This window comes from Lysobacter sp. F60174L2 (genome assembly GCF_052547135.1).
In genome coordinates this window covers 399,416-418,036 of record NZ_JBQWRA010000001.1, presented here as the reverse complement: position 1 = coordinate 418,036, position 18,621 = coordinate 399,416, and the positions used below count along the sequence as shown (strand labels likewise).

Below are 18,621 nucleotides of genomic sequence, written 5' to 3'. Positions count from 1 at the left end.
CCCCCGCCGCCGAAACCGCGCGCGGGCGACCCGCGGGATTTGCGGCTAACATGGGCGTACCCCGCCGAACGGCGGCGGCTATTCCACAGGAAGTGGCAGGCAACCCGTCAAGGAGTGACAGGCGTGAACATGATGGACGCGGTGCAATCGGTACTGGCGGCGTTGGCCCGGTACACCGATGCGGACCGGTTATATGCATTCGAACTCGACGGCTTGGCCGCCGGCACCCTCACCGTCGAGCGCTGGCAGGGCCATGAGTCGCTGTCGGCGGGATTCGAATGGCAGGTGGAACTGCTGTCGACCGATGCCGGGCTGCCACTGGACGAACTGATCGGCCGGCGCGCGACCCTGTGGACCCGCGCGGCGGACGGTTCGCGGCTGCCGCGCAGCGGGCTGGTCCGCGCGGCTGCCTGCATCGGCTCCGACGGCGGCCTGGCCCGCTATCGCCTGCAGCTGGCCCCGTGGACCTGGCTGCTGAGCCAGGGGCGCCACAGCCGGGTGTTCCAGGACCGGACCGTGGTCGAGATCGTCGAGGCGGTGTTTGCCGACTATGCGCCGCTGGCGGCTTGGCAGGTCGGCGACGAGGTCGGTCCCTTCCTCGCCCGGACGCGCCCGCGCAGCTACTGCGTGCAGTACCGCGAGAGCGATTTCGACTTCGTCAGCCGCCTGCTGGCCGAGGAAGGCCTGGGCTGGCGACTGGAGGAATCCACCGAGACTCCGGGCGGCCACGTGATGGTGCTGTTCGCCGACAGCGGCCAAGGTCCGCAGGACGCCGCGGCCGAACGCGGCCCGGGCATCCGCTTCCACCGCTCGGACGCCACCGAGGCCAGCGACACGATCCAGGCACTCGGCACCGTGCACGCCATCGGTTCCACCGCGCTGACCCTGCTCAGCGACGACTACAAAGGCCACTCGCTCGGCGCCAGCATCTCGCTGGGCGAGTCGGCCGATACCGCCAGTGCGCTGGAAATCTACGACCCCGCCGGCGCCTACGCCTTCGCCAGTCAGGCCGAAGCCAGCCGCTACGCCGGATTGATCGGCGAGGCCCATGCCGCCCGGCGCAGCCAGTGGCTGGGCCAGTCCAGCGTGCGCAGCTTCCGCGCCGGCCAGTGGTTTGCGGTCACCGATGCGCCGCTGGCCGAGGACACCCCGGCCGAACTGCTGCTGGTTGCGGTGCACCAGTTGGGCATCAACAACCTGCCCGACGTCGTGCGCGACGGCGCGGCGCGGCTGCTCGGGGATGACCCAACGGACGCGGCGCCAGCAAGTGGGCTCGACGGCATCGGCCATACCGCGTGGGCGGCAATCCAGGCCCGCGCTACCGCGGTCGGCTACGCCAACGCCTTCGTTGCGATCCCGCGCGACCTGCCGTGGCGCCCAATCCTGGCCGACGACACCGGCATGCGTCTGAACCCGCGGCCGACCGCGCCGGGCTACCAGAGCGCGATCGTGGTCGGTGCGGAGGGCACATCGACCGGCGACCTGCACAGCGATGCCTTGGGCCGGGTCAAAGTGCGCTTCCACTTCCAGCACGACGCCGGCGATGCCGAGTCCCGCCACAGCTGCTGGTTGCGCATGAGCCAGCGTTACGCCGGGCCCGGGGTCGGCAGCCAGTTCCTGCCGCGGATCGGCCAGGAAGTACTGGTCGGATTCCTCGACGGCGACATCGACCGGCCCGTGGTCACCGGCACCCTCTACAACGGCCAGGGCGAGGCCGGCATCGCGCCCACGCCCGGCGGGCGGACGGCGGAAACGGACGATTCCGCCTACGCCCTGGCCAGCGACCACCGCCCCAGCGCCCAAGGCAACCCCGCGGGCGGCAACGCCCCCGCTTGGCACGGCATGAGCGGCGATGACGGCGGCCACCGCAACGCTGCCGCACTGTCAGGCTTCAAGTCGAAGGAGTTCGCAGGCACCGGCCACAACCGGCTGGTGTTCGACGACACCGACGGCCAGCTGCGGCTGCAGCTGGCGACCACCCACGCCGCCACCGAACTCAACCTCGGTCACCTGATCCACCAGGCCGACAACTACCGCGGCAGCTTCCGCGGTGAAGGCTTCGAACTGCGCACCGACCAGTGGGGCGCGATCCGCGGCCAGCGCGGCCTGTGGATCAGCGCCTACGGCCACGGCGAGGCCGATCCCGCCGGCGAACACCTCGCCGCCACCGCCCTGCTCAAACAGGCCGCGCAACTGGGCCGGAGCTTCAGCGACATCGCCGGCACCCACCTGACCGTCAGGTTCGCCGCCCACCTGGGGGTGGCCAAGGCCAACCAGTCGGTCCTGATCGACGACACCGCGCCGCTCAAGGCCCTGCACGCCAGCGCTGCCACCGTAGTCGATGGCAGCAAACTGGCCAGCGCCGAAGCCGACGCCGCCAGCCGCAGCCCGGCCGCCGGCCAAGGCCGTGTTCCCCACAGCGGCGACGCCCTGCTCGGGCTGAGCGCCCCCGCCGGCATCGGCCTGGTCGCCGGCCAAAGCCTGCACTGGAGCGTCGGCGAAACGCTGACCCTGGCTTCCGGCCAGTCCAGCAACCTCGCAGTCGCCGGCGACCTGCGGATCCACAGCGGCCAGGCGATCGGCTGGCTGGCCGGCGCAGTCGAAGGCCAGGCCAGCGCCGCCCACGCCCTGGCAATCGTCAGCGCCGAAGCCGAACTGGTCCTGCAGGCCCAGCAGGACAGCGCCAGGCTGCAGTCGAAGGATCAGCTGAAACTCATCAGCGCCAACGCCGAGGTCGAACTGGCCGCCGGCAAGACAGTGCACCTGGCGACGGAGGGTGGCGCATCCATCACCATCGAAGGCGGCAACATCGCAGTCGCGTGCCCCGGAAATATCACGGTGCATGCGGGGAAGAAGTCGTTTGTGGGGCCGGCGCAGCTATCGCGGGAAATGAATTCTTGGCCGAAAACTCGGTTCGACGAGGGCTTTCAGATCCAAAAGGCGGACGGATCGCCTGCAGCAAACTACTCGTATCGCCTTACGCGCGGAGATGGCAGTGTGATCCGTGGCATCACGGACTCCCAGGGAATGATCCCTCGTCAGCAGGGACTGAGCTTCGAGGAATGCACTATCGAGGTGATTGGGTCGCAAGCTGGGGTGCACTCATGAGTGCGGACATGGCCCACACCGCTACTGAGCGCAGGAAGGCTCCTCAAAGCGTCGACGTTCGCGGGTGTCCGGTGTTCCGCTGGCGTTTGAGTTCAAGCAGCATCACGGATGAAGTTATTTGTCGATTGCCACCGCAGCTCATTACCTATGTCATTCACACGGATGGAAAAATCCAAAGGCGAACTCCAAAAGAAATAACTCCCGGCTTCGAGGAAACGATCGCCTATATCTATCTAGATCAGAGTGGGCACAACCACGACCTCGGAAAGTACTGCTTTATCGAAGCTAGAAGGCATCTTCCAGGAAACGTCGAAGTGGAGGGCTCCGTCAGGCTGATTGACCTGCGAAAGGTTCACAAGAAATACAAACTCGGAAACGTTTCGTATGGATTCACGCTGAACACCAGCCGCTACTATATCGGCGACGTGGCGTTGGCCAGCCTGTTCGGTGCCATGCTTGAGGCTGGATACGATGACGTGGTTTGCAACGGCTTCAGTGACCATTTGGGGCACTCTGTAGGCGGAAGCAGCTCTCACGTCAACGGGACAAATGGAGATTTTAGATATCTTCGCAATGATGGGACGGTAGGGCCGCTGCATTTGGCCGAAGCCGAAGGAAAGCCCCACCTGTTGGACGAGGAACGACAGGCCGTGTTCATAGAGGCGCTATATCGGTTTGGATGGAAATCCATGCTTTCCTACCGCTATGTGATTGACGGAAAAGAAAAACTGCTGAAGCGAACACGTCATTTCCGCAACCACCACCATCACCTGCACCTACAGGGCTATGCACCGTTGGTCGAGGACATCCATGATTGAGCTGAGTAAATCTATATGGGCACTGGCTGTGAGTTGCAGCCTGCTTGGTGCTTGCGACGCAGCCGTCAATGACAACGACGCTTGCATCAAACAACTTGGCGAAGCGCCTGAGCAATCGATCACGTCCATCGACCTCGAAAATATGATTCCTGACCTCGTTGAATCGATGGGAGCCAAGAATTACTGGTCCTCGATTGAGCGAGTACCTACGCGGTGTGAACCACCACTAGGCTTTCCTAACCAACGTCCAACCGACGACGGGCAGGAGGGCGCACTCGCACCGAAGCCCGTCGCTTTCGTCCGGTTTGGAGATATATCCGGCCTGGCGTTTGTGTATCTGGCACAGGGTACTGACGAAATGACCGAAGGCGTCGCCGCGGCCATCGTGGAATACGATGGATCAGGACATCCCGCTGAAGTTCACCAACTGGCGGAATTCCTGTCATTTGAAGGACACGGCATAATTTACAGCTCTCGCGTCTCTGGTCAATCCATGGAACGATGCAAACAAGAAATCGAGTATTTTGAATACGCAGATAACGGGGACATCATTGGCGAGCTTGCTGCCCCGCGAAGGTCTTCGAAAACATGCGAGCGCCAAGCACCTTTGCATTGAATTATTGAACTCGAATACCTGTCGTATGTTTACTGACTAGTCAAACAGCGTCCGCCAGAACCCCGGCCCCAACGCCGCCATCCGCCGCAGGAAATCCGGGAAACTCCGGTACGGCCGGTCGGGGAACCGGTGCTTCCGGTAGATGTACTCGCCGATAAAGAAGCCACCGACGATGCCGTAGTCAAGCAGGTTGGCGAACCACGACCAGGCGTCCTGCGAAACCGCCAGCAGTGGCGGATAACCCAGCCGCATGAGAACCCCGTCGGGCACCGCGACCAGCGCCAGTGTGGCGTTGGTCAACGCCAACGCGGCCAACAGTCCGGACCAGACTGCTGTGAGACGGCGGGTGTAGTGCTTGAGTTCGGGCTTGAGCGCGTCCGGCTCGCACCCTTCCAGGCCCGACACGACCCGGCTGATCAGCGGCACCCGGCCGGCGCGCAGGCTTCGGCCGAACCACCAGGACAGCAGACCGGTGAAAACAACCGGCGGCGCCAGCAGCAGCAATGCCAGCATCCCGCTGTCGTGCAGGGCCCACAGGCCCGTGCCGATCAGCGCCAGCAGCAGCCAGGCCCAGCCGCGGCCCTGGGCCAACGGCCACAGCAGCACGATTGCGGCGAGGTCGGCCAGCGCCAGCGCAGCGACCCATCCGCTGCCATCGACGCTGGCCCAGTGCGCCAGCAGCGGGTAGGCGACCGCGAGCAGCAGTCGCAGCACGGCCAGTGCACTCGACATCGGGAGGACCGGAGCCGCGGTCAGGCCGCCTTGTTCAGCTCGATATGCGCCGACAGCGCGCGCAACGAGGCGAAGATCCGGCGGTTCTCGTCACTGTCGGAGCGCAACTGGAAACCGTATTTCTTGCTGATCGCCAGCGCCAGCTCCAGCGCGTCGATAGAGTCCAGGCCCAGCCCGTCGCCGAACAGCGGCGCCTCCGGATCGATCTGCGCGGCGTCGACGCCTTCCAGGTTCAGGCTTTCGACCAGCAATTGCGCCAGTTCGTGCTCGGCGGGACTTTGTGCGGACATCTGGGACTTCCGGATCGGAGAAAGCGGCAACAATCGATGATCGCGGGTCACGGCGCAACTGCGACGCGTGCACGGGCCACGGCTATCATGGCCGGCATGACCGACCCCGCTTCCGCCGACGGCGCCCACCGCGTCGCCCCGGCACACTCCACGACCCATCAGCAGCCCCCTCCCAGCCCCGATATCGCCCAGCCCGACGTGCTCGTCGTCGGCGGCGGCCCGGGCGGCTCGACCATCGCCACCCTGCTCGCCCGCAAGGGTTGGCAGGTCACGTTGCTGGAGAAGGCGCGGCACCCGCGATTCCACATCGGCGAGTCACTGCTGCCGATGAACCTGCCGATCCTCCAGCGCCTCGGCGTGCTCGACCAGGTCCGCGCGATCGGCACGTTCAAGCCCGGCGCGGAGTTCCCGGTCGACGACGACAACTACAACACCTTCCAGTTCAGCCGCGCACTCGGCGCGCAGTTCGGCCACGCCTACCAGGTCAAGCGCGAGCAGTTCGACCGGATGCTGTTCGGCCATGCACGCGACAACGGGGTCGATGCGCGCGAGCAGGTGACGGTCGATCGGGTCGAGTTCGATGCCGATGGCCGGCCGTCGCAGGTGCTGGCCCGCGATGCCGATGGCGCCGCGCTGCGGTTCCAGCCGCGCTACCTTGTCGATGCCACCGGCCGCGATGCGCTGCTCGGCCGCCAACTCAAGCTCAAGCACAAGAATCCCGAGCACCAGTCGGCGGCGATCTTCAGCCACTTCACCGGCGTGCAGCGGCGCGACGGCGACGACGCCGGCAACATCACCGTCCAGCGCTTCGACCACGGCTGGATGTGGCTGATCCCGCTGCAGGACGACGTGATGAGCGTCGGCGCGGTGTGCTTCCCCGAATACCTCAAGCAACGCCGCGGCGACACCGAGGCGTTCCTGCTGCAATCGCTGCGCTCCGAGCCCTCGGTCTGGCGGCGCATGACCCACGCCCAACGGGTCGCGCCGGTCCACGTCACCGGCAACTACTCCTACACCTGCGAGCGCATGCACGGACCCGGCTGGTTGATGGTCGGCGACGCATTCGCGTTCCTCGATCCGGTGTTCTCCTCCGGCGTCTACCTGGCGATGGACAGCGCCGAGCAGGGCGCGGCAGTGGTCGACGGCGCATTGCGCGAACCGGCCCGCGAGACGCAGCTGCAGCAGGCGATGGCGCGTCGCCACCGGCGCGGCATGAAACACTTCAGCTGGTTCATCTACCGCTTCAACACCCCGGTGATGCAGCAGTTGTTCAACTCGCCGCGCAACCTGTGGAAGGTCGAGCAGGCGGTGATCTCGATGCTGGCCGGCGACGTGTTCGACAACCGCGAAGTGCTGCGCCGGCTGCGGCTGTTCCGCCTGATCTACGCCCTGACGGCGCTGCGGATGGCCCCGGCGGCGTTGCGGGGCTGGCTGCATCGGCGCCGACAGGCAAAGGTCCGGTTCAGCGACGAGACCCTGCAGCCGGGTGCGCAGGCGGATGCGCGGATGGATGCGCGGCCGGACACGGATGCGCGCGCACAGACGGAGCCGGCATCGTGACGGCGGCGGCGCACTCCAGCGCACGGAGCGCACGACTTGCGGTCGACTACGTGGAAGGCGACCTCGACGCGTTGCTCGCGGCCGACGACACCCTTGCCGTGTTCGGATTCGGCGACGACGCGCCCACCCGCGACGATCCGCGCTACCTGCGGGTCGGCCTGCAGCCGCACGGTCCGGCGCCTTTCGAGGTCTGGCGCGGACAGGCGCCGGTCGAGCATGGACGCGACGGCGACATCGCCTGGGCCACCGACGGGCAACTGCAGTTCGGCGCGATCGAAATCGACGAGCCGGACGACAACGACATCAGCACGGCGGCCGGGTCGGCCTACCGCCAACTGCTCGGGTTCGTGGCCGGGCACGGCTACCCGCACCTGTTGCGGATCTGGAACTACCTGGACGGCATCACCCTCGGCGACGGCGACGAGGAGCGCTACCGGCAGTTCTGCGTCGGTCGCGCGGTCGGCCTGGGTGCGTTCGAACCGACTTCGCTGCCGGCCGCCACCGCGATCGGCCGCCTCGATGGCCGGCGCCGCCTCCAGGTCTACTGGTTGTCGGCGAAGGCACCCGGCGTACCGTTGGAGAACCCGCGCCAGCTCAGCGCCTACCGCTACCCACGCCAGTACGGCCCGCAACCACCCAGCTTCGCCCGCGCGATGCTGCCGCCGGCCGGGTCCAGCATGCCGCTGCTGCTGTCGGGCACGGCGGCGATTGTCGGCCACCAGTCGCTGCACGCGGACTCGGTCGAAACCCAGCTGGACGAAACCCTCGCCAACCTCGCCAGCCTGCTCGCCACGGCCCACGCCCGCCAGCCGCAGCTGCCGCTCCGCTTCGGCCCGGGCTCGCGCCTGAAGGTCTACGTGCGCGACGCCGACGAGCTCGACCACGTGAAGGCGCTGCTGGCCGACCGCCTCGACCCGTCCGTGCCGCGGCTGGTGCTGCAGGCGGCGGTCTGTCGGCGCGAACTGCGGATCGAGATCGATGGCGTGCATGACCTTTGAGCCGTGCACGGCGCCGCCCCGCGGGCGACCATGGACACAACGCAAGATGGAGACATTGAAATGGGATTGATCAGCCTGCTCTGGGGCGTGGTGGCGATGATCTGGATGGTGATCGCGCTGATCCCGCTGCTGGGTTGGGGCAACTGGTTCCTGATCCCGTTCGCGACCATCGGCGCGATCATCGCCGCGATCGGCATCGCCGTGACCCGCAGCGAGAACCGCGGCCGGGCCAAGGCCGGGCTGGTGCTCAACGGCATCGTGATCATCGTCGGCATCGTCCGGCTGAGCCTGGGCGGCGGGATCATCTGATCGCGGCCTGACACGCCGGCGGCGTAGAATCGCGCCCCATGAGCAGCCACCCCTACACGCGCCCGCGGCGGATGCGCCGCGACGAGTTCTCGCGCCGCTTGATGCGCGAGACGGTCCTGACCGCCAACGACCTGATCTACCCGGTGTTCGTGCACGAGCTGGACGGCCGCGAGGCCATCGCCTCGATGCCCGGCATCGAGCGGCTGTCGATCGACGAACTGCTGAAGGTCGCCGAACAGGCCAGCGAATTGCGCATCCCGGCGCTGGCGCTGTTCCCGGTGACCGCGCCGGAGGCCAAGTCGCTCGATGCCGCCGCCGCCTGGGACGACGACGGCCTGTGCCAGCGCGCGGTACGGGCGTTGAAGCAGCGTTTCCCGGAACTCGGCGTGATCACCGACGTCGCCCTCGACCCCTACACCAGCCACGGCCAGGACGGCCTGCTCGACGCCAACGGCTACGTCATCAACGACGGGACCGTCGAGGTGCTGGTCAAGCAGGCGCTGTCGCACGCCGCCGCCGGCGCCGACGTGGTCGCGCCCAGCGACATGATGGACGGCCGGATCGGCGCCATCCGCGGCGCGCTGGAAGTCGAGGGCCACATCCACACCCGCATCCTGGCCTACTCGGCGAAGTACGCCAGCGCGTTCTACGGCCCGTTCCGCGACGCGGTCGGCTCGGCCGGCGCGCTCGGCAAAGCCGACAAGAAGACCTACCAGATGGACCCGGCCAACTCCGACGAGGCGCTGCACGAGGTCGCGCTCGATCTCGACGAGGGCGCCGACATGGTGATGGTCAAGCCGGGCATGCCCTACCTCGACATCGTGCGGCGAGTGAAGGACGAGTTCGCGGTGCCGACCTTCGTCTACCAGGTCAGCGGCGAGTACGCGATGTTGAAGGCGGCCGCCGCCAACGGCTGGCTCGACGAGCGCGGCTGCGCGCTGGAGGCGCTGACCAGCATCAAGCGCGCGGGCGCGGATGGCGTGTTGAGCTACTTCGCGCTGGACGCGGCGCGGTGGCTGCGCGCGACGGGGTGATTGATGCCCCGGCGATTCGCGCGATCGCTGGAATCATCGATGTAGGAGCGACGTAAGTCGCGAACGCTACAGCGCCTGTCGGCCGATGTCGTTCAGTGGCCTCGAAACCAGCCCGGTGCCCGCAACAACGCGCGCAGTTCGACGATCGATGGATCAGTGAATTCGCGACTCACGTCGCTCCTACATCGGTGGCGGACTATTCGACGCAGCCGGCGCGTCCGGTGACCGTCGGTGCCTTCATCCGGTAGATGTCAATCTTGCCCGCGCGCGGCGACCTGGCGTTGCCGCTGACCAGCAACTCGCCAGGCTTGTTCCAGTCGATCACCGGGCCCAGCGTGGTGCCGTCGCCGGTGTTGAACGACAGCTGCAGCGGCGCGGCGTCGACGTAGCGCCGGCCGTCGCATTGCGCGAGCTGCAGCTGGATCGGCTCTTCCTCGACGTCCTCCGAGCGGGCGAACACGACCGCCTCGCCATCGCCGAGCCAGGCTCCGTCGAATTCGTCGGCACTGGTATTGATCCCCGCCAGCGCGCGCGGCTCGACGAACGCGGTGCCATCCCAGTGTGCGACGAACAGGTCGTGGCCACCCGCACCGCCGTGGCCATCGCTGGCGAACATCAGATGGCGGCCATCGGCGCCCGGTGTCGGCGCCCATTCGTCGCCTGCGCTGTTGACGCCGGGGCCTAGGTTCTCGACCGCGCCATAGCCGTCGGCGCGGACGGCGGCGCGATACAGGTCGTCGCCGCCCATGCCGCCGTCGCGGTTGGAGAAGAAGTACAGCCAGCGGCCATCCGCGCTGAACATCGGGTCGAAATCATTGGCATCGGAGTTGAGCGACAGCGGCGCGGCGTCCTGCCAGCGGCCGTCCTTCAACCGCGCCTGCCACAGGTCCCAGCCACCGGCGCCGCCCTGGCGGTCGGTGCTGCCCCAGACGATCCGCTGGCCATCGGGGCTGACGCTGGCGCGGACCTCGCTGGCCGCGGTCGAGACCACCCGCATGCCCTCGATGCCGAACTCCGACAGCCACGCCGCGGCGCTGCCCGCGATTAACACCCCGGCGAGTAGACTTGAGGCCAGCAAGGCCGTGCGTGCGCGCATCGTACGTCTCCCTTGGTACCGCTTCGTCGAATGTCACCCCGGCGGCAGCCGTCGTGACCGGTATCGTCCCAGTCTAAGCGAGGTCACCATGTCCACTCCGCGCTACGCCGTGATCGGCCACCCGGTCGCCCATTCGCTGTCGCCGTTCATCCATGCCGCGTTCTCGCGGCAGACCCGCATCCCGCTCGAGTACGCGGCGATCGATGCCGCTCCCGACGACTTCGATTCCGCGCTGGCCGGGTTCGCCGCCCACGGTGGCGTCGGTGCCAACGTCACCCTGCCGCACAAGCGACGCGCGGCGGCGATCTGCGGCAGCCTCAGCGAGCGAGCGCGCCGCGCCGGCGTGGTCAACACGCTGGTCCGGACCGAAACCGGTTGGGATGGCGACAACACCGACGGCGTGGGGCTGGTGCGCGACCTCACCGACCGCCACGGCCAGGACCTGCGCTCGCGCAAGGTGCTGCTGATCGGCGCCGGCGGCGCCGCCCACGGCGTCGCCCCGGCGCTGCTCGACGCCGGCATCGCCGACCTGTTCATCGTCAACCGCAGCGGCGAGCGCACCGACGCCCTGGCCGATACGCTGGGCGAGCCGATGCGGGTGCACCCGCGCTATTTCCGCGACATCGGCACGATCGGCTCGTTCGACCTGATCATCAACGCCACCTCGATCGGCCACTCGGGTGACGACATCTCGCTGCCCGGATCGCTGATCGCGCCGCGTTGCGACGTGGTCGACCTCGGTTACGGCGACGCCGCGATCCCCTTCCTGTCGTGGGCCCGTGCATCCGGCGCCGACCACACGATCGACGGCCTCGGCATGCTGGTCGAGCAGGCGGCGGAGAGCTTCAAGTGCTGGCACGGCGTGCGCCCGGATGCCGACGCGGTGTACGCCGCGCTGCGCTCGCGCGAATCGGCGCTGGCGGTGCCGGGCTGACTGCCCCCGCACGCCGCCCTTGTAGGAGCGACGTAAGTCGCGACCGCGCAAGTCCGGCGGTCCGCGGGTCGCGACTTACGTCGCTCCTACAGGGACTCAGTCCGCGGCCATCCGCAGGTATTCGTCCTTCAACTGCATGTAGTGCTGCGCGCTGTATTGCAGCTGCTCGATCTCGCGGTCCTTGAGCTTGCGCACGAACCGCGCCGGGTTGCCCAGCCACAGCTCGGCCTCGCCGACGGTCTTGCCGGGCGACACCACCGCGCCGGCGCCGACGAAGCCGTAGCGCGACACCACCGCGCCGTCGAGCACGGCCGCGCCCATCCCGACCAGGCAGAACTCCTCCAGCCGGCAGGCGTGGATGATCGCGCCGTGGCCGATGGTGACGTCGTTTGCGATCACGGTCGGGAAGCCGCCGGGCCGGGTGAACGGGCCCTCGTGGGTGACGTGGACGATGGTGCCGTCCTGGACGTTGGTGCGCGCGCCGATCTCGATCGAGTTGACGTCGCCGCGGACCACGCAGCCGGGCCAGATCGAGACGTCGTCGCCAAGGACGACCTGGCCGATCACGGTGGCGGCGGAATCGACGTAGACGCGGGCGCCGAGGGTGGGGGTGTGGTCGAGGAACGGGCGGATGTTCATGCCGACAATTTTAGCCGATGCAGGCGTGCGGTCACGGCAGGTCCGCGCGCCCGGCTAAACTGCGCCGATGAAAATTGCCAGCTGGAACGTCAATTCGCTCAACGTCCGCCTGCCGCACCTGCAGCAGTGGCTCGCCGCGGCCGCGCCCGACGTGGTCGGCCTGCAGGAAACCAAGCTCACCGACGACAAGTTCCCCGACACCGCGCTGGCCGAACTCGGCTACCGCAGCGTGTTCTCCGGGCAGAAGACCTACAACGGCGTGGCGATCCTGTCGCGCGAGCCGGCGACCGAGGTGCAGGTCGGCATCCCCGGTTTCGATGACGAGCAGAAGCGGGTGATCGCCGCGACCGTCGGCGACGTGCGTGTGATCAACCTGTACGTGGTCAACGGCAAGGACGTCGGCACCGACAAGTACGCCTACAAGCTGCGCTGGCTCGACGCGGTGCACGACTGGGTCGCCGACGAGCTGCAGCACCACCCGCAGCTGGTGGTGCTGGGCGACTTCAACATCGCCCCGGACGCGCGCGACGTGCACGACCCGGAAGTCTGGAACGAGCACCACATCCTGACCTCGGCCGCCGAACGCACCGCGCTGCAGCGGCTGCTCGACCTCGGCCTGCACGATGCCTTCCGCCTGCACCACGATGACGCCGGGGTGTTCAGCTGGTGGGACTACCGGCAGGCCGCGTTCCGCCGCAACCTGGGTTTGCGGATCGACCTGACCCTGGTGTCGGAGGCGCTGCGTGCGCGCTGCGGCGGCGCCGGCATCGACCGCGAACCGCGCACGTTGGAACGGCCGAGCGACCACGCGCCGGCTTGGGTCGAACTGACCGGCTGAGCGCAACGCAACCGGAATCGTGCGGACGGGCCTCGCACCGCTCCGCCCGGTTGCCGATTGACGGCCCTAGAGCACCCGGAATTCGATCCGGCGATTGCGCGCGCGGCCTTCGTCGGTGGCGTTGTCGGCGATCGGTCGGTCGGGCCCAAAGCCCTGCACGCTGAGGTTGTCGGCGGCGACGCCGTGGCCTTCGAGATAGGCCTTGACTGCGATCGCGCGCTGCAGGCTCAGGGCGACGTTGGCCTCGCGCCGGCCGACGTCGTCGGTGTGGCCGATCACCTGCACCTGCTGGTCGCCGACCTGCTGCAGCGCGACCACCATCTCGTCGAGGATCGCGGTGCCGGCCGGGGTCAGGGTTGCGCTGCCGCTCTGGAACTCGATGATGCGGTCGGCCAGGGCCGCGTCGAGCAGGTCCTGCTTGGCGTTGCCGCCGCCGCGCAGGGCGTTCTTGACCAGGTAGCTGGGGCCGGCGGCGGTTGCCAGCGCGCTGGTGACCTGCTGGCGCTCGGCCTCGTTGCCGACCTGGCCGCTGATGCGCACGCTGTTGCCGTCGATCTTCAGCTCGCCGCCGGAGACCTGTTGCAGGTCCGGGCCGAGCATCGCGACCACCCGCTCCCGCCAGTTCGGCGGCGCGATCACCGCGTCGACCTCGATCCGGTCGACCACGCGCTGGGCACCGTACAGCTCGCGCAGGCGGCCGAGCACCGCGGCCTTGGTGGCCTCGTCGGGCACGGTGCCGGCGGCGATCACCGGTTGCGCAGCCGCGACCGGCGCCGGCGCGGTCTGCGCCAGGGCGACCGGCACGACGCCCGTCGTGGCGAGCAGCAGGCCCGCGAGCAGGGCGAGGCGGAGGGATGGGGTCGAACAGTTGCTTGCTTGCATGTCAGGTTCCGAGGAAGGTCTCGTTGAACGCCTTGCGGGCCACGCGCAGCGACAGGTCGTCGCGCTCGATGTAGCTGACCAGCTTGTTGAGCGCATAGTCGCCGCCGATCTGGTCGTCGACCCATTCGGCATCGTCGACGCGGATGATCCGCTCGACGGCGATCTGCGGATCGAGCGCGGCCTGCACGGTGCGGCCGTCGGCGCCGTTGAAGCCGATCAGCAGTTGCGGGCCGACCTCGCCGATGCCGTCGCGCACCAGCAGCATCAGCTCGAAGTCGGAGCGGCCGAGGAAGCCCGCGACCAGGTCGAGCCAGAACGCCGCCACCAGCGGCCGGTACAGCGCGTCGCGCGGGAGCGGCAGCGCCAGGCCCTTGTCGATCTGGCTGGCGCCACCGGCGACCAGTGGCTGCATCAGCAGGCCCAGCGCCGGGACCAGCCAGCGCAACCGCAGTTGCGGGTGGCCGGACTGGCGTAGCAGGTCCTGCAGCGAGCCGACGTCCTGCAGGTCGATGAAGTCGTTGAACGGGGCGTCGTAGACCTGCGGGTCGGGGCTGATGGTGACCCGGGTTTCGCCGAGGGTGCGCAGCACCTCGGTGGCATCCTCGGCGGCGACCGCCTGCTGGCCGAGCCGGGCCAGGCTGGTCCACAGCCGCGACAGCGCCAGCGGGCTGCGGGCGATGAACGGCAGCGGCTGGGTGACCTCGAAACGGGTCGCGGTCAGGAACGGGAAGCGTCGCTGCGAGGCGTCGCGGCTGGGCAGGAAGTGGCCGCCGATCGCCAGCTTGCTGCGCGAGCCGAGGAAGGCGAAGTGCAGCGGCGGCGCCTGGTCGTACAGCTGCTTCCAGCCCGGGTCGGTCGCCAGCAGTTCCAGCCCGCCGCCGGCCCAGCGGTCGAGCATCACCATCAACTGGTGGTTCTCCGGGGTGCGGACGAAGTCGCCGCGGCTGGGCAGCTTGCCGAAGTAGCTCAGCGCGAACGCGGTCTCGGCGACGACCATCACTGCGCCCCCGCGGCCGTGGCGGTGCTCGCCGCGCCGGCCGGCTGCACCGGTGCCGCACCGGCCACCAGCGCCGGCAACTGCAGGCCGAGTGCGTCGTTGGCGCCGCTGTTGGGCTGCACCACCGAGACGATCTTCAACTCGACCGAGACGCTGGCGCCGCCGGCGCTCCAGGTCAGCTGGTAGTGCTGCTTGCCGAGCGGCTTCTTCTCGGCGGCGGCGTACATCTCGACCATCGCGTTGTCGCCGGCGTGGGTGAACACGTCGACCGTGCGGCCGTCGCCGGTGACCGCGGTGATCCGCACGCCCGGCACGCCCTGGCCGGGCAGCTGGAACGTGGTCCACTGCGGCGGGGTGTTGCGGTAGCGCATCTGCTGGCCGTCGATGTTGACCGTGTACTCGCGGCCGCGCGCGCCCAGCGGCAGCAGCTGGATCACCATCGTCGGGCCGTCGGCGGTGGCGTTGGCGCCGACCCAGCGGCCGTAGTTGGCGACCAGTTCCGGCCGCAGGTTGATGCCGATGTCGGCCCACTGGCGCGGGGTCAGGCTGTTGCCGCGGCGGATCACCAGCGAGCCGAGCGCGGCCTCGCCGAACTTGGCGATCGCGCCGGCGCTGCCGAAGATCCGCTCGATGTCGGTGGCCGCCGCCTCGACCGTGGCGTCCGGCGCGTACGGGTACTTCTGGCCGATGCCGGTTTCGAACGGCTGGTACACCTGCGCCGTCCAGGTGCGGTTGATTTCGCCCTCGGTCGGCCGCACCAGCGACGCGAAGCCCTGGATCAGCGGCCGCAGCAGCAGCGGGCGCAGGGTCTTGCGCTGCTCCTCGGCGAGGCCGTTGAGCATGCGCTCGTCGACCAGGGTCAGCGCGGCGGCGAGTTCGGAGCCTTCGCCGTCGAGGGTCTGCTGCATCAGCTGGCGCGCGCCCGGACCCGGGTCGCCCTGGGTCTTGATCGCGTTGAAGCGGCTGCGGACCTTGCCGAGCGCCTCGAAGTACTGGCCCAGCAGCGCCGGGTTGCCGTCGCGCTCGACCAGCAGCCTGGCCAGGCCGTCGAACTGCTGGCCGATCGGGCCGGCGGCGACCGCGACCTTCTGTCCGGTTTCAGGATCGACCTCGACCGCGATCGAGGTCGGATTGCGGCGCATGATGACCCGGTTGAACCACGCCACGATGCCGCTCTTGGCCTGGCCGGCGACCGCGCTCTGCGCGCCCGGGTTGTCCCACACGGTCTGCTGGTTGACCGCTTCGAGCAGGGTCCGCAGCGGCGAGTTGGCCGGGTCGCCGAGGCGGTTCATCTGCGCGACCGCGTCCTCGAAGGTGTCGAAGCGGGCCACGCTGACGCCGCGAAGGAACCGGCTCCACGCCTTCGCATAGTCGGCCTTGTACAGCGCGGTCAGCTCCTTGGCGATGTGCTGCGGGCTGCCGGCGAGGGTCAGGTCGTTCTGCACGGTCGCTTCCAGCACCCAGTCGGTGCTCGACAGTTCGGTGTTGGCGGCTTCCTTGATCGCATCCTCGACGTAGTTCTCCCACGCCTCGCGGGTGAAGGTGCCGGGAATCTGGTGGCTGCCGGTGATCGCGCCGTGCTTCGCCGCGTCCTCGCCGAGCAGGGCGGCAACGGTGACCGGGCTGAAGCGGGTCGCCGCGCGCGCCTTGATCTGCGCGTACACGCGGTCGCGCGCCGGGGTGCCCTTCATGACCTGCTTGAGCGCCTGGCGGCTGTCATCGACCAGGCTGTATTTGGTCTCCAGCTGCGGCCAGTCGGCGCTCGTGGCCTGCTGCACGTGGAAGGTCATCAGCCGGCCGGCTGCGCGCAACATGTCCTCGCGCGGCATCGACCCGCGGTTGGCCTCCAGCCAGCCGCGCCAGAAACGGGTCAGCTGGTCGCTGAGGTGGGTCGCCTCGACCTTGCGGCGATCGCCCAGCATCAGGTAGGTCTTGAGCGCGTTGTAGGCGTCCTGCGAATCGGTCGGCGAAGCGTCCTGGTACAGGCCGGGGTCGCCGGCCTCGGCCAGCGCGGCATCACCGGCGGCCTCGCCGCTGCCGGCCACCGCCGGCGGCTTCAGTTCACCGCGACGGGCAATCACCTCGCCGAGGAAGCTCTCCAGCTTGGTCCCGACCGGCGCCAGCATCAGCTGGCGCATGCCGTGGAAGTATTCGTCGCGCAGCTTGGCCTCGATCGCCTCGCCCTGGTACAGGCCCAGGCCGAGGCTGACCGGGTGGTCGTCGCGCCAGGCCTGCAACTGCTCCAGCCGGTCCTGCAGCACCAGCAACGCCTCGACCCGCGACTGCAGGCCGACCTTGCCCTCCTGCATCGCCACCGCCTTGTCGAGGTCGGCGCGCACGTCGGCGACCAGTTGCTGGTTGCTGGTGTACGACCAGGTCCAGCCGGTCAGGGCGACGCCGAGCGCGAGCACCGCGGCGAGGAACGCGGCGTAACGCAGCTTGGTCCGGCCGGGGTTGGAGTACTGCCGGACCAGTTGCTTGTCGGCGAAGATCACCTTGCGGAACAGGCCGAGCAGGAAGTGGCTGCTGTCGTTCGGTGGCAGCGCCTCGCCGAGGTTGGCGCCACCGGCCAGGCCGAACTGGCGGCCGACCCGCTCCGACGCCGGCTGCACCGCGACGCCTTCCTGCAGCGCGCTGGTGAAGTAGAAGCCGCGGAACACCGGCTTGAACTGGTAGGGGTTTTCCTCGAACAGGGTCGCGATGAAAGTGCGCAATGCCGGCTTGATGCCGGCGAACTCCATCGGCATCGTCAGCAGGCCGGGGCCGACCTCGCGGCCGCGGCTCATCGCCATCTGCGCCAGGCTCATCTCGCGCAGGCCGTCGGACAGCTCGTCGAAGTGGCTGTCGAACGCGGCCAGGGCGTCGGTCTCGCCGTTGACATCGAACGGCAGCGTCGCGCCCCAGGCGTTCTCGCGCTCGGCCGGATCAAGGCCGCGGAAGAAGTCGCTGAAGCCGGAGATCAGGTCGGCCTTGGTGAACACCACGTAGACCGGCGCATGCACCTCCAGCCGCTCGGTCAGCTCCTGCACGCGCTGGCGCAGGTTCTTGGCCAGGTCGATCGCGAACTCCGGCTTGCTGCCCGACAGCTCGGCGATCGAGGCGGCGATGATGACGCCGTTGATCGGCGCGCGCGGGCGGTTCTTCTTCAGCAGGTCGAGGAAGGTCAGCCACTCCAGCCGGTCCTCGGCGCTGACCGAGTAGCGGCCGGCGGTGTCGAGCACGATGCCTTCGGTGGTGAAGTACCAGTCGCAGTTGCGGGTGCCGCCGAGGCCGTGGATGACGTTGCTGCGGTTGTCCTCGAACGGGAAGCGCAGGCCGGAGTTGAGGATCGCGGTGCTCTTGCCGGCCGCCGGGTTGCCGATGATCACGTACCACGGCAACTCGTACAGCGCCGCGCTGCCCTTCATCTGGCCGAGCTTGGACGACTTGATCGCCTTGACCGCCTCGCCCATGCGCTCGCGCAGGACTTCGGCGTCGGCGCGCGCTGCCGGCTTGGCGGCGGTCACGGCCTGGTCGCCCTGCTCGGCGACCATGTTGTCGATGCGCTTGGCCGCGCGTACCGCCAGTACCTTGCGCACGATCACCACCAGCAGCCACAGCGCCAGCGCGGCGAGCACCGCGACCAGCAGCCAGCCGCCGGCGGCCATCAGGCCGTCGATGCCGAAGTAGGCGACCGCCGCGGCGGCGGCGATGCCGAGCGCGGCGAGCACGCGGTAGTCCATCAACCAGTAGCGAAGGTTCATCCAGAAACTGCTCATCCAAACACTTCC

General features: G+C 68.5%; 16 protein-coding genes. 9 read left to right on the top strand and 7 right to left on the bottom strand.

What is annotated here, in order from left to right:
* Nucleotides 1–129 precede the first annotated feature (129 nt).
* The 3 genes from ACT9AS_RS01845 to ACT9AS_RS01835 are packed head-to-tail and all read left to right on the top strand — an operon-like array spanning nucleotide 130 to nucleotide 4,542.
* On the top strand, nucleotides 130–3,108 hold the full coding sequence (locus ACT9AS_RS01845) for a type VI secretion system tip protein VgrG (RefSeq protein WP_445099010.1): 2,979 nt from the start codon (nucleotides 130–132) through the stop codon (nucleotides 3,106–3,108).
* Between the two features lie 8 nt (nucleotides 3,109–3,116).
* A complete protein-coding gene (locus tag ACT9AS_RS01840; protein WP_445098416.1) occupies nucleotides 3,117–3,926 on the top strand; it encodes a hypothetical protein in 810 nt (269 codons plus the stop codon).
* A complete protein-coding gene (locus tag ACT9AS_RS01835) occupies nucleotides 3,919–4,542 on the top strand; it encodes a hypothetical protein (RefSeq protein WP_445098415.1) in 624 nt (207 codons plus the stop codon). The genes ACT9AS_RS01840 and ACT9AS_RS01835 overlap by 8 nt, the downstream gene beginning before the upstream one ends.
* 36 nt (nucleotides 4,543–4,578) lie before the next feature.
* Here ACT9AS_RS01835 and ACT9AS_RS01830 read toward each other — a convergent pair whose 3' ends face one another.
* Together ACT9AS_RS01830 and ACT9AS_RS01825 are read right to left on the bottom strand one after the other, a co-directional pair.
* Complete coding sequence (locus tag ACT9AS_RS01830; RefSeq protein WP_445098414.1) at nucleotides 4,579–5,274, bottom strand: ketosynthase; 696 nt, start codon at nucleotides 5,272–5,274, stop codon at nucleotides 4,579–4,581.
* Between the two features lie 20 nt (nucleotides 5,275–5,294).
* On the bottom strand, nucleotides 5,295–5,564 hold the full coding sequence (locus ACT9AS_RS01825; protein WP_445098413.1) for a phosphopantetheine-binding protein: 270 nt from the start codon (nucleotides 5,562–5,564) through the stop codon (nucleotides 5,295–5,297).
* Between the two features lie 198 nt (nucleotides 5,565–5,762).
* Here ACT9AS_RS01825 and ACT9AS_RS01820 point away from each other — a divergent pair, with 198 nt between their 5' ends.
* Genes ACT9AS_RS01820 through hemB form a run of 4 tightly spaced genes read left to right on the top strand, consistent with a single transcriptional unit; the run spans nucleotide 5,763 to nucleotide 9,465 of the window.
* Nucleotides 5,763–7,124, top strand: coding sequence for a tryptophan 7-halogenase (locus ACT9AS_RS01820; RefSeq protein ID WP_445099009.1), 1,362 nt, complete (start codon nucleotides 5,763–5,765; stop codon nucleotides 7,122–7,124).
* A complete protein-coding gene (locus ACT9AS_RS01815) occupies nucleotides 7,121–8,122 on the top strand; it encodes a chorismate transformation enzyme, FkbO/Hyg5 family (protein WP_445098412.1) in 1,002 nt (333 codons plus the stop codon). The genes ACT9AS_RS01820 and ACT9AS_RS01815 overlap by 4 nt, the downstream gene beginning before the upstream one ends.
* A 60-nt stretch (nucleotides 8,123–8,182) precedes the next feature.
* Entirely contained in the window at nucleotides 8,183–8,431 is a 249-nt protein-coding gene (locus tag ACT9AS_RS01810; protein ID WP_445098411.1) for a hypothetical protein, read from the top strand.
* Nucleotides 8,432–8,469: 38 nt separating this feature from the next.
* The gene (gene hemB / locus ACT9AS_RS01805; RefSeq protein WP_445098410.1) at nucleotides 8,470–9,465 is read left to right on the top strand and encodes a porphobilinogen synthase; all 996 of its coding nucleotides are present in this window, start codon (nucleotides 8,470–8,472) and stop codon (nucleotides 9,463–9,465) included.
* Between the two features lie 196 nt (nucleotides 9,466–9,661).
* Here hemB and ACT9AS_RS01800 read toward each other — a convergent pair whose 3' ends face one another.
* Nucleotides 9,662–10,561: a TolB-like protein gene (locus ACT9AS_RS01800; RefSeq protein WP_445098409.1), complete on the bottom strand. Its 900-nt coding sequence runs from the start codon at nucleotides 10,559–10,561 to the stop codon at nucleotides 9,662–9,664.
* Nucleotides 10,562–10,649: 88 nt separating this feature from the next.
* On the opposite strand from ACT9AS_RS01800, the gene aroE reads away from it, so the two are divergent.
* Nucleotides 10,650–11,495 carry a shikimate dehydrogenase gene (gene aroE / locus ACT9AS_RS01795; RefSeq protein ID WP_445098408.1) on the top strand — a complete coding sequence of 282 codons (846 nt, stop codon included), beginning with the start codon at nucleotides 10,650–10,652 and terminating at the stop codon, nucleotides 11,493–11,495.
* A 96-nt stretch (nucleotides 11,496–11,591) separates the two neighbouring features.
* Here the strand turns inward: aroE and ACT9AS_RS01790 are convergent, their stop codons facing one another.
* The gene (locus tag ACT9AS_RS01790; protein WP_445098407.1) at nucleotides 11,592–12,134 is read right to left on the bottom strand and encodes a gamma carbonic anhydrase family protein; all 543 of its coding nucleotides are present in this window, start codon (nucleotides 12,132–12,134) and stop codon (nucleotides 11,592–11,594) included.
* A 67-nt stretch (nucleotides 12,135–12,201) separates the two neighbouring features.
* On the opposite strand from ACT9AS_RS01790, the gene xth reads away from it, so the two are divergent.
* Nucleotides 12,202–12,972 carry an exodeoxyribonuclease III gene (xth, locus tag ACT9AS_RS01785; RefSeq protein ID WP_445098406.1) on the top strand — a complete coding sequence of 257 codons (771 nt, stop codon included), beginning with the start codon at nucleotides 12,202–12,204 and terminating at the stop codon, nucleotides 12,970–12,972.
* A 66-nt stretch (nucleotides 12,973–13,038) separates the two neighbouring features.
* Here the strand turns inward: xth and ACT9AS_RS01780 are convergent, their stop codons facing one another.
* The 3 genes from ACT9AS_RS01780 to tssM are packed head-to-tail and all read right to left on the bottom strand — an operon-like array spanning nucleotide 13,039 to nucleotide 18,609.
* Nucleotides 13,039–13,854 (bottom strand): OmpA family protein, encoded by an 816-nt coding sequence (locus tag ACT9AS_RS01780; protein WP_445098405.1) that lies wholly within the window; start codon nucleotides 13,852–13,854, stop codon nucleotides 13,039–13,041.
* A gap of 1 nt (nucleotide 13,855) precedes the next feature.
* A complete protein-coding gene (gene tagF / locus ACT9AS_RS01775; RefSeq protein ID WP_445098404.1) occupies nucleotides 13,856–14,851 on the bottom strand; it encodes a type VI secretion system-associated protein TagF in 996 nt (331 codons plus the stop codon).
* Nucleotides 14,851–18,609, bottom strand: a complete 3,759-nt coding sequence (gene tssM / locus ACT9AS_RS01770) for a type VI secretion system membrane subunit TssM (RefSeq protein ID WP_445098403.1) — start codon at nucleotides 18,607–18,609, stop codon at nucleotides 14,851–14,853. Before tssM ends, tagF begins: the two co-directional genes overlap by 1 nt.
* Nucleotides 18,610–18,621: the final 12 nt, after the last annotated feature.

Coding starts and splice junctions, on each gene's coding strand:
- ACT9AS_RS01810 (WP_445098411.1), top strand. CDS start 8,183: ATGGGATTGATCAGCCTGCTCTGGGGCGTGGTGGCGATGATCTGGATG.
- aroE (WP_445098408.1), top strand. CDS start 10,650: ATGTCCACTCCGCGCTACGCCGTGATCGGCCACCCGGTCGCCCATTCG.
- ACT9AS_RS01800 (WP_445098409.1), bottom strand. CDS start 10,561: ATGCGCGCACGCACGGCCTTGCTGGCCTCAAGTCTACTCGCCGGGGTG.
- ACT9AS_RS01780 (WP_445098405.1), bottom strand. CDS start 13,854: ATGCAAGCAAGCAACTGTTCGACCCCATCCCTCCGCCTCGCCCTGCTC.
- ACT9AS_RS01835 (WP_445098415.1), top strand. CDS start 3,919: ATGATTGAGCTGAGTAAATCTATATGGGCACTGGCTGTGAGTTGCAGC.
- hemB (WP_445098410.1), top strand. CDS start 8,470: ATGAGCAGCCACCCCTACACGCGCCCGCGGCGGATGCGCCGCGACGAG.
- tssM (WP_445098403.1), bottom strand. CDS start 18,609: ATGAGCAGTTTCTGGATGAACCTTCGCTACTGGTTGATGGACTACCGC.
- ACT9AS_RS01825 (WP_445098413.1), bottom strand. CDS start 5,564: ATGTCCGCACAAAGTCCCGCCGAGCACGAACTGGCGCAATTGCTGGTC.
- ACT9AS_RS01840 (WP_445098416.1), top strand. CDS start 3,117: ATGGCCCACACCGCTACTGAGCGCAGGAAGGCTCCTCAAAGCGTCGAC.
- ACT9AS_RS01830 (WP_445098414.1), bottom strand. CDS start 5,274: ATGTCGAGTGCACTGGCCGTGCTGCGACTGCTGCTCGCGGTCGCCTAC.
- ACT9AS_RS01790 (WP_445098407.1), bottom strand. CDS start 12,134: ATGAACATCCGCCCGTTCCTCGACCACACCCCCACCCTCGGCGCCCGC.
- ACT9AS_RS01845 (WP_445099010.1), top strand. CDS start 130: ATGATGGACGCGGTGCAATCGGTACTGGCGGCGTTGGCCCGGTACACC.
- tagF (WP_445098404.1), bottom strand. CDS start 14,851: ATGGTCGTCGCCGAGACCGCGTTCGCGCTGAGCTACTTCGGCAAGCTG.
- xth (WP_445098406.1), top strand. CDS start 12,202: ATGAAAATTGCCAGCTGGAACGTCAATTCGCTCAACGTCCGCCTGCCG.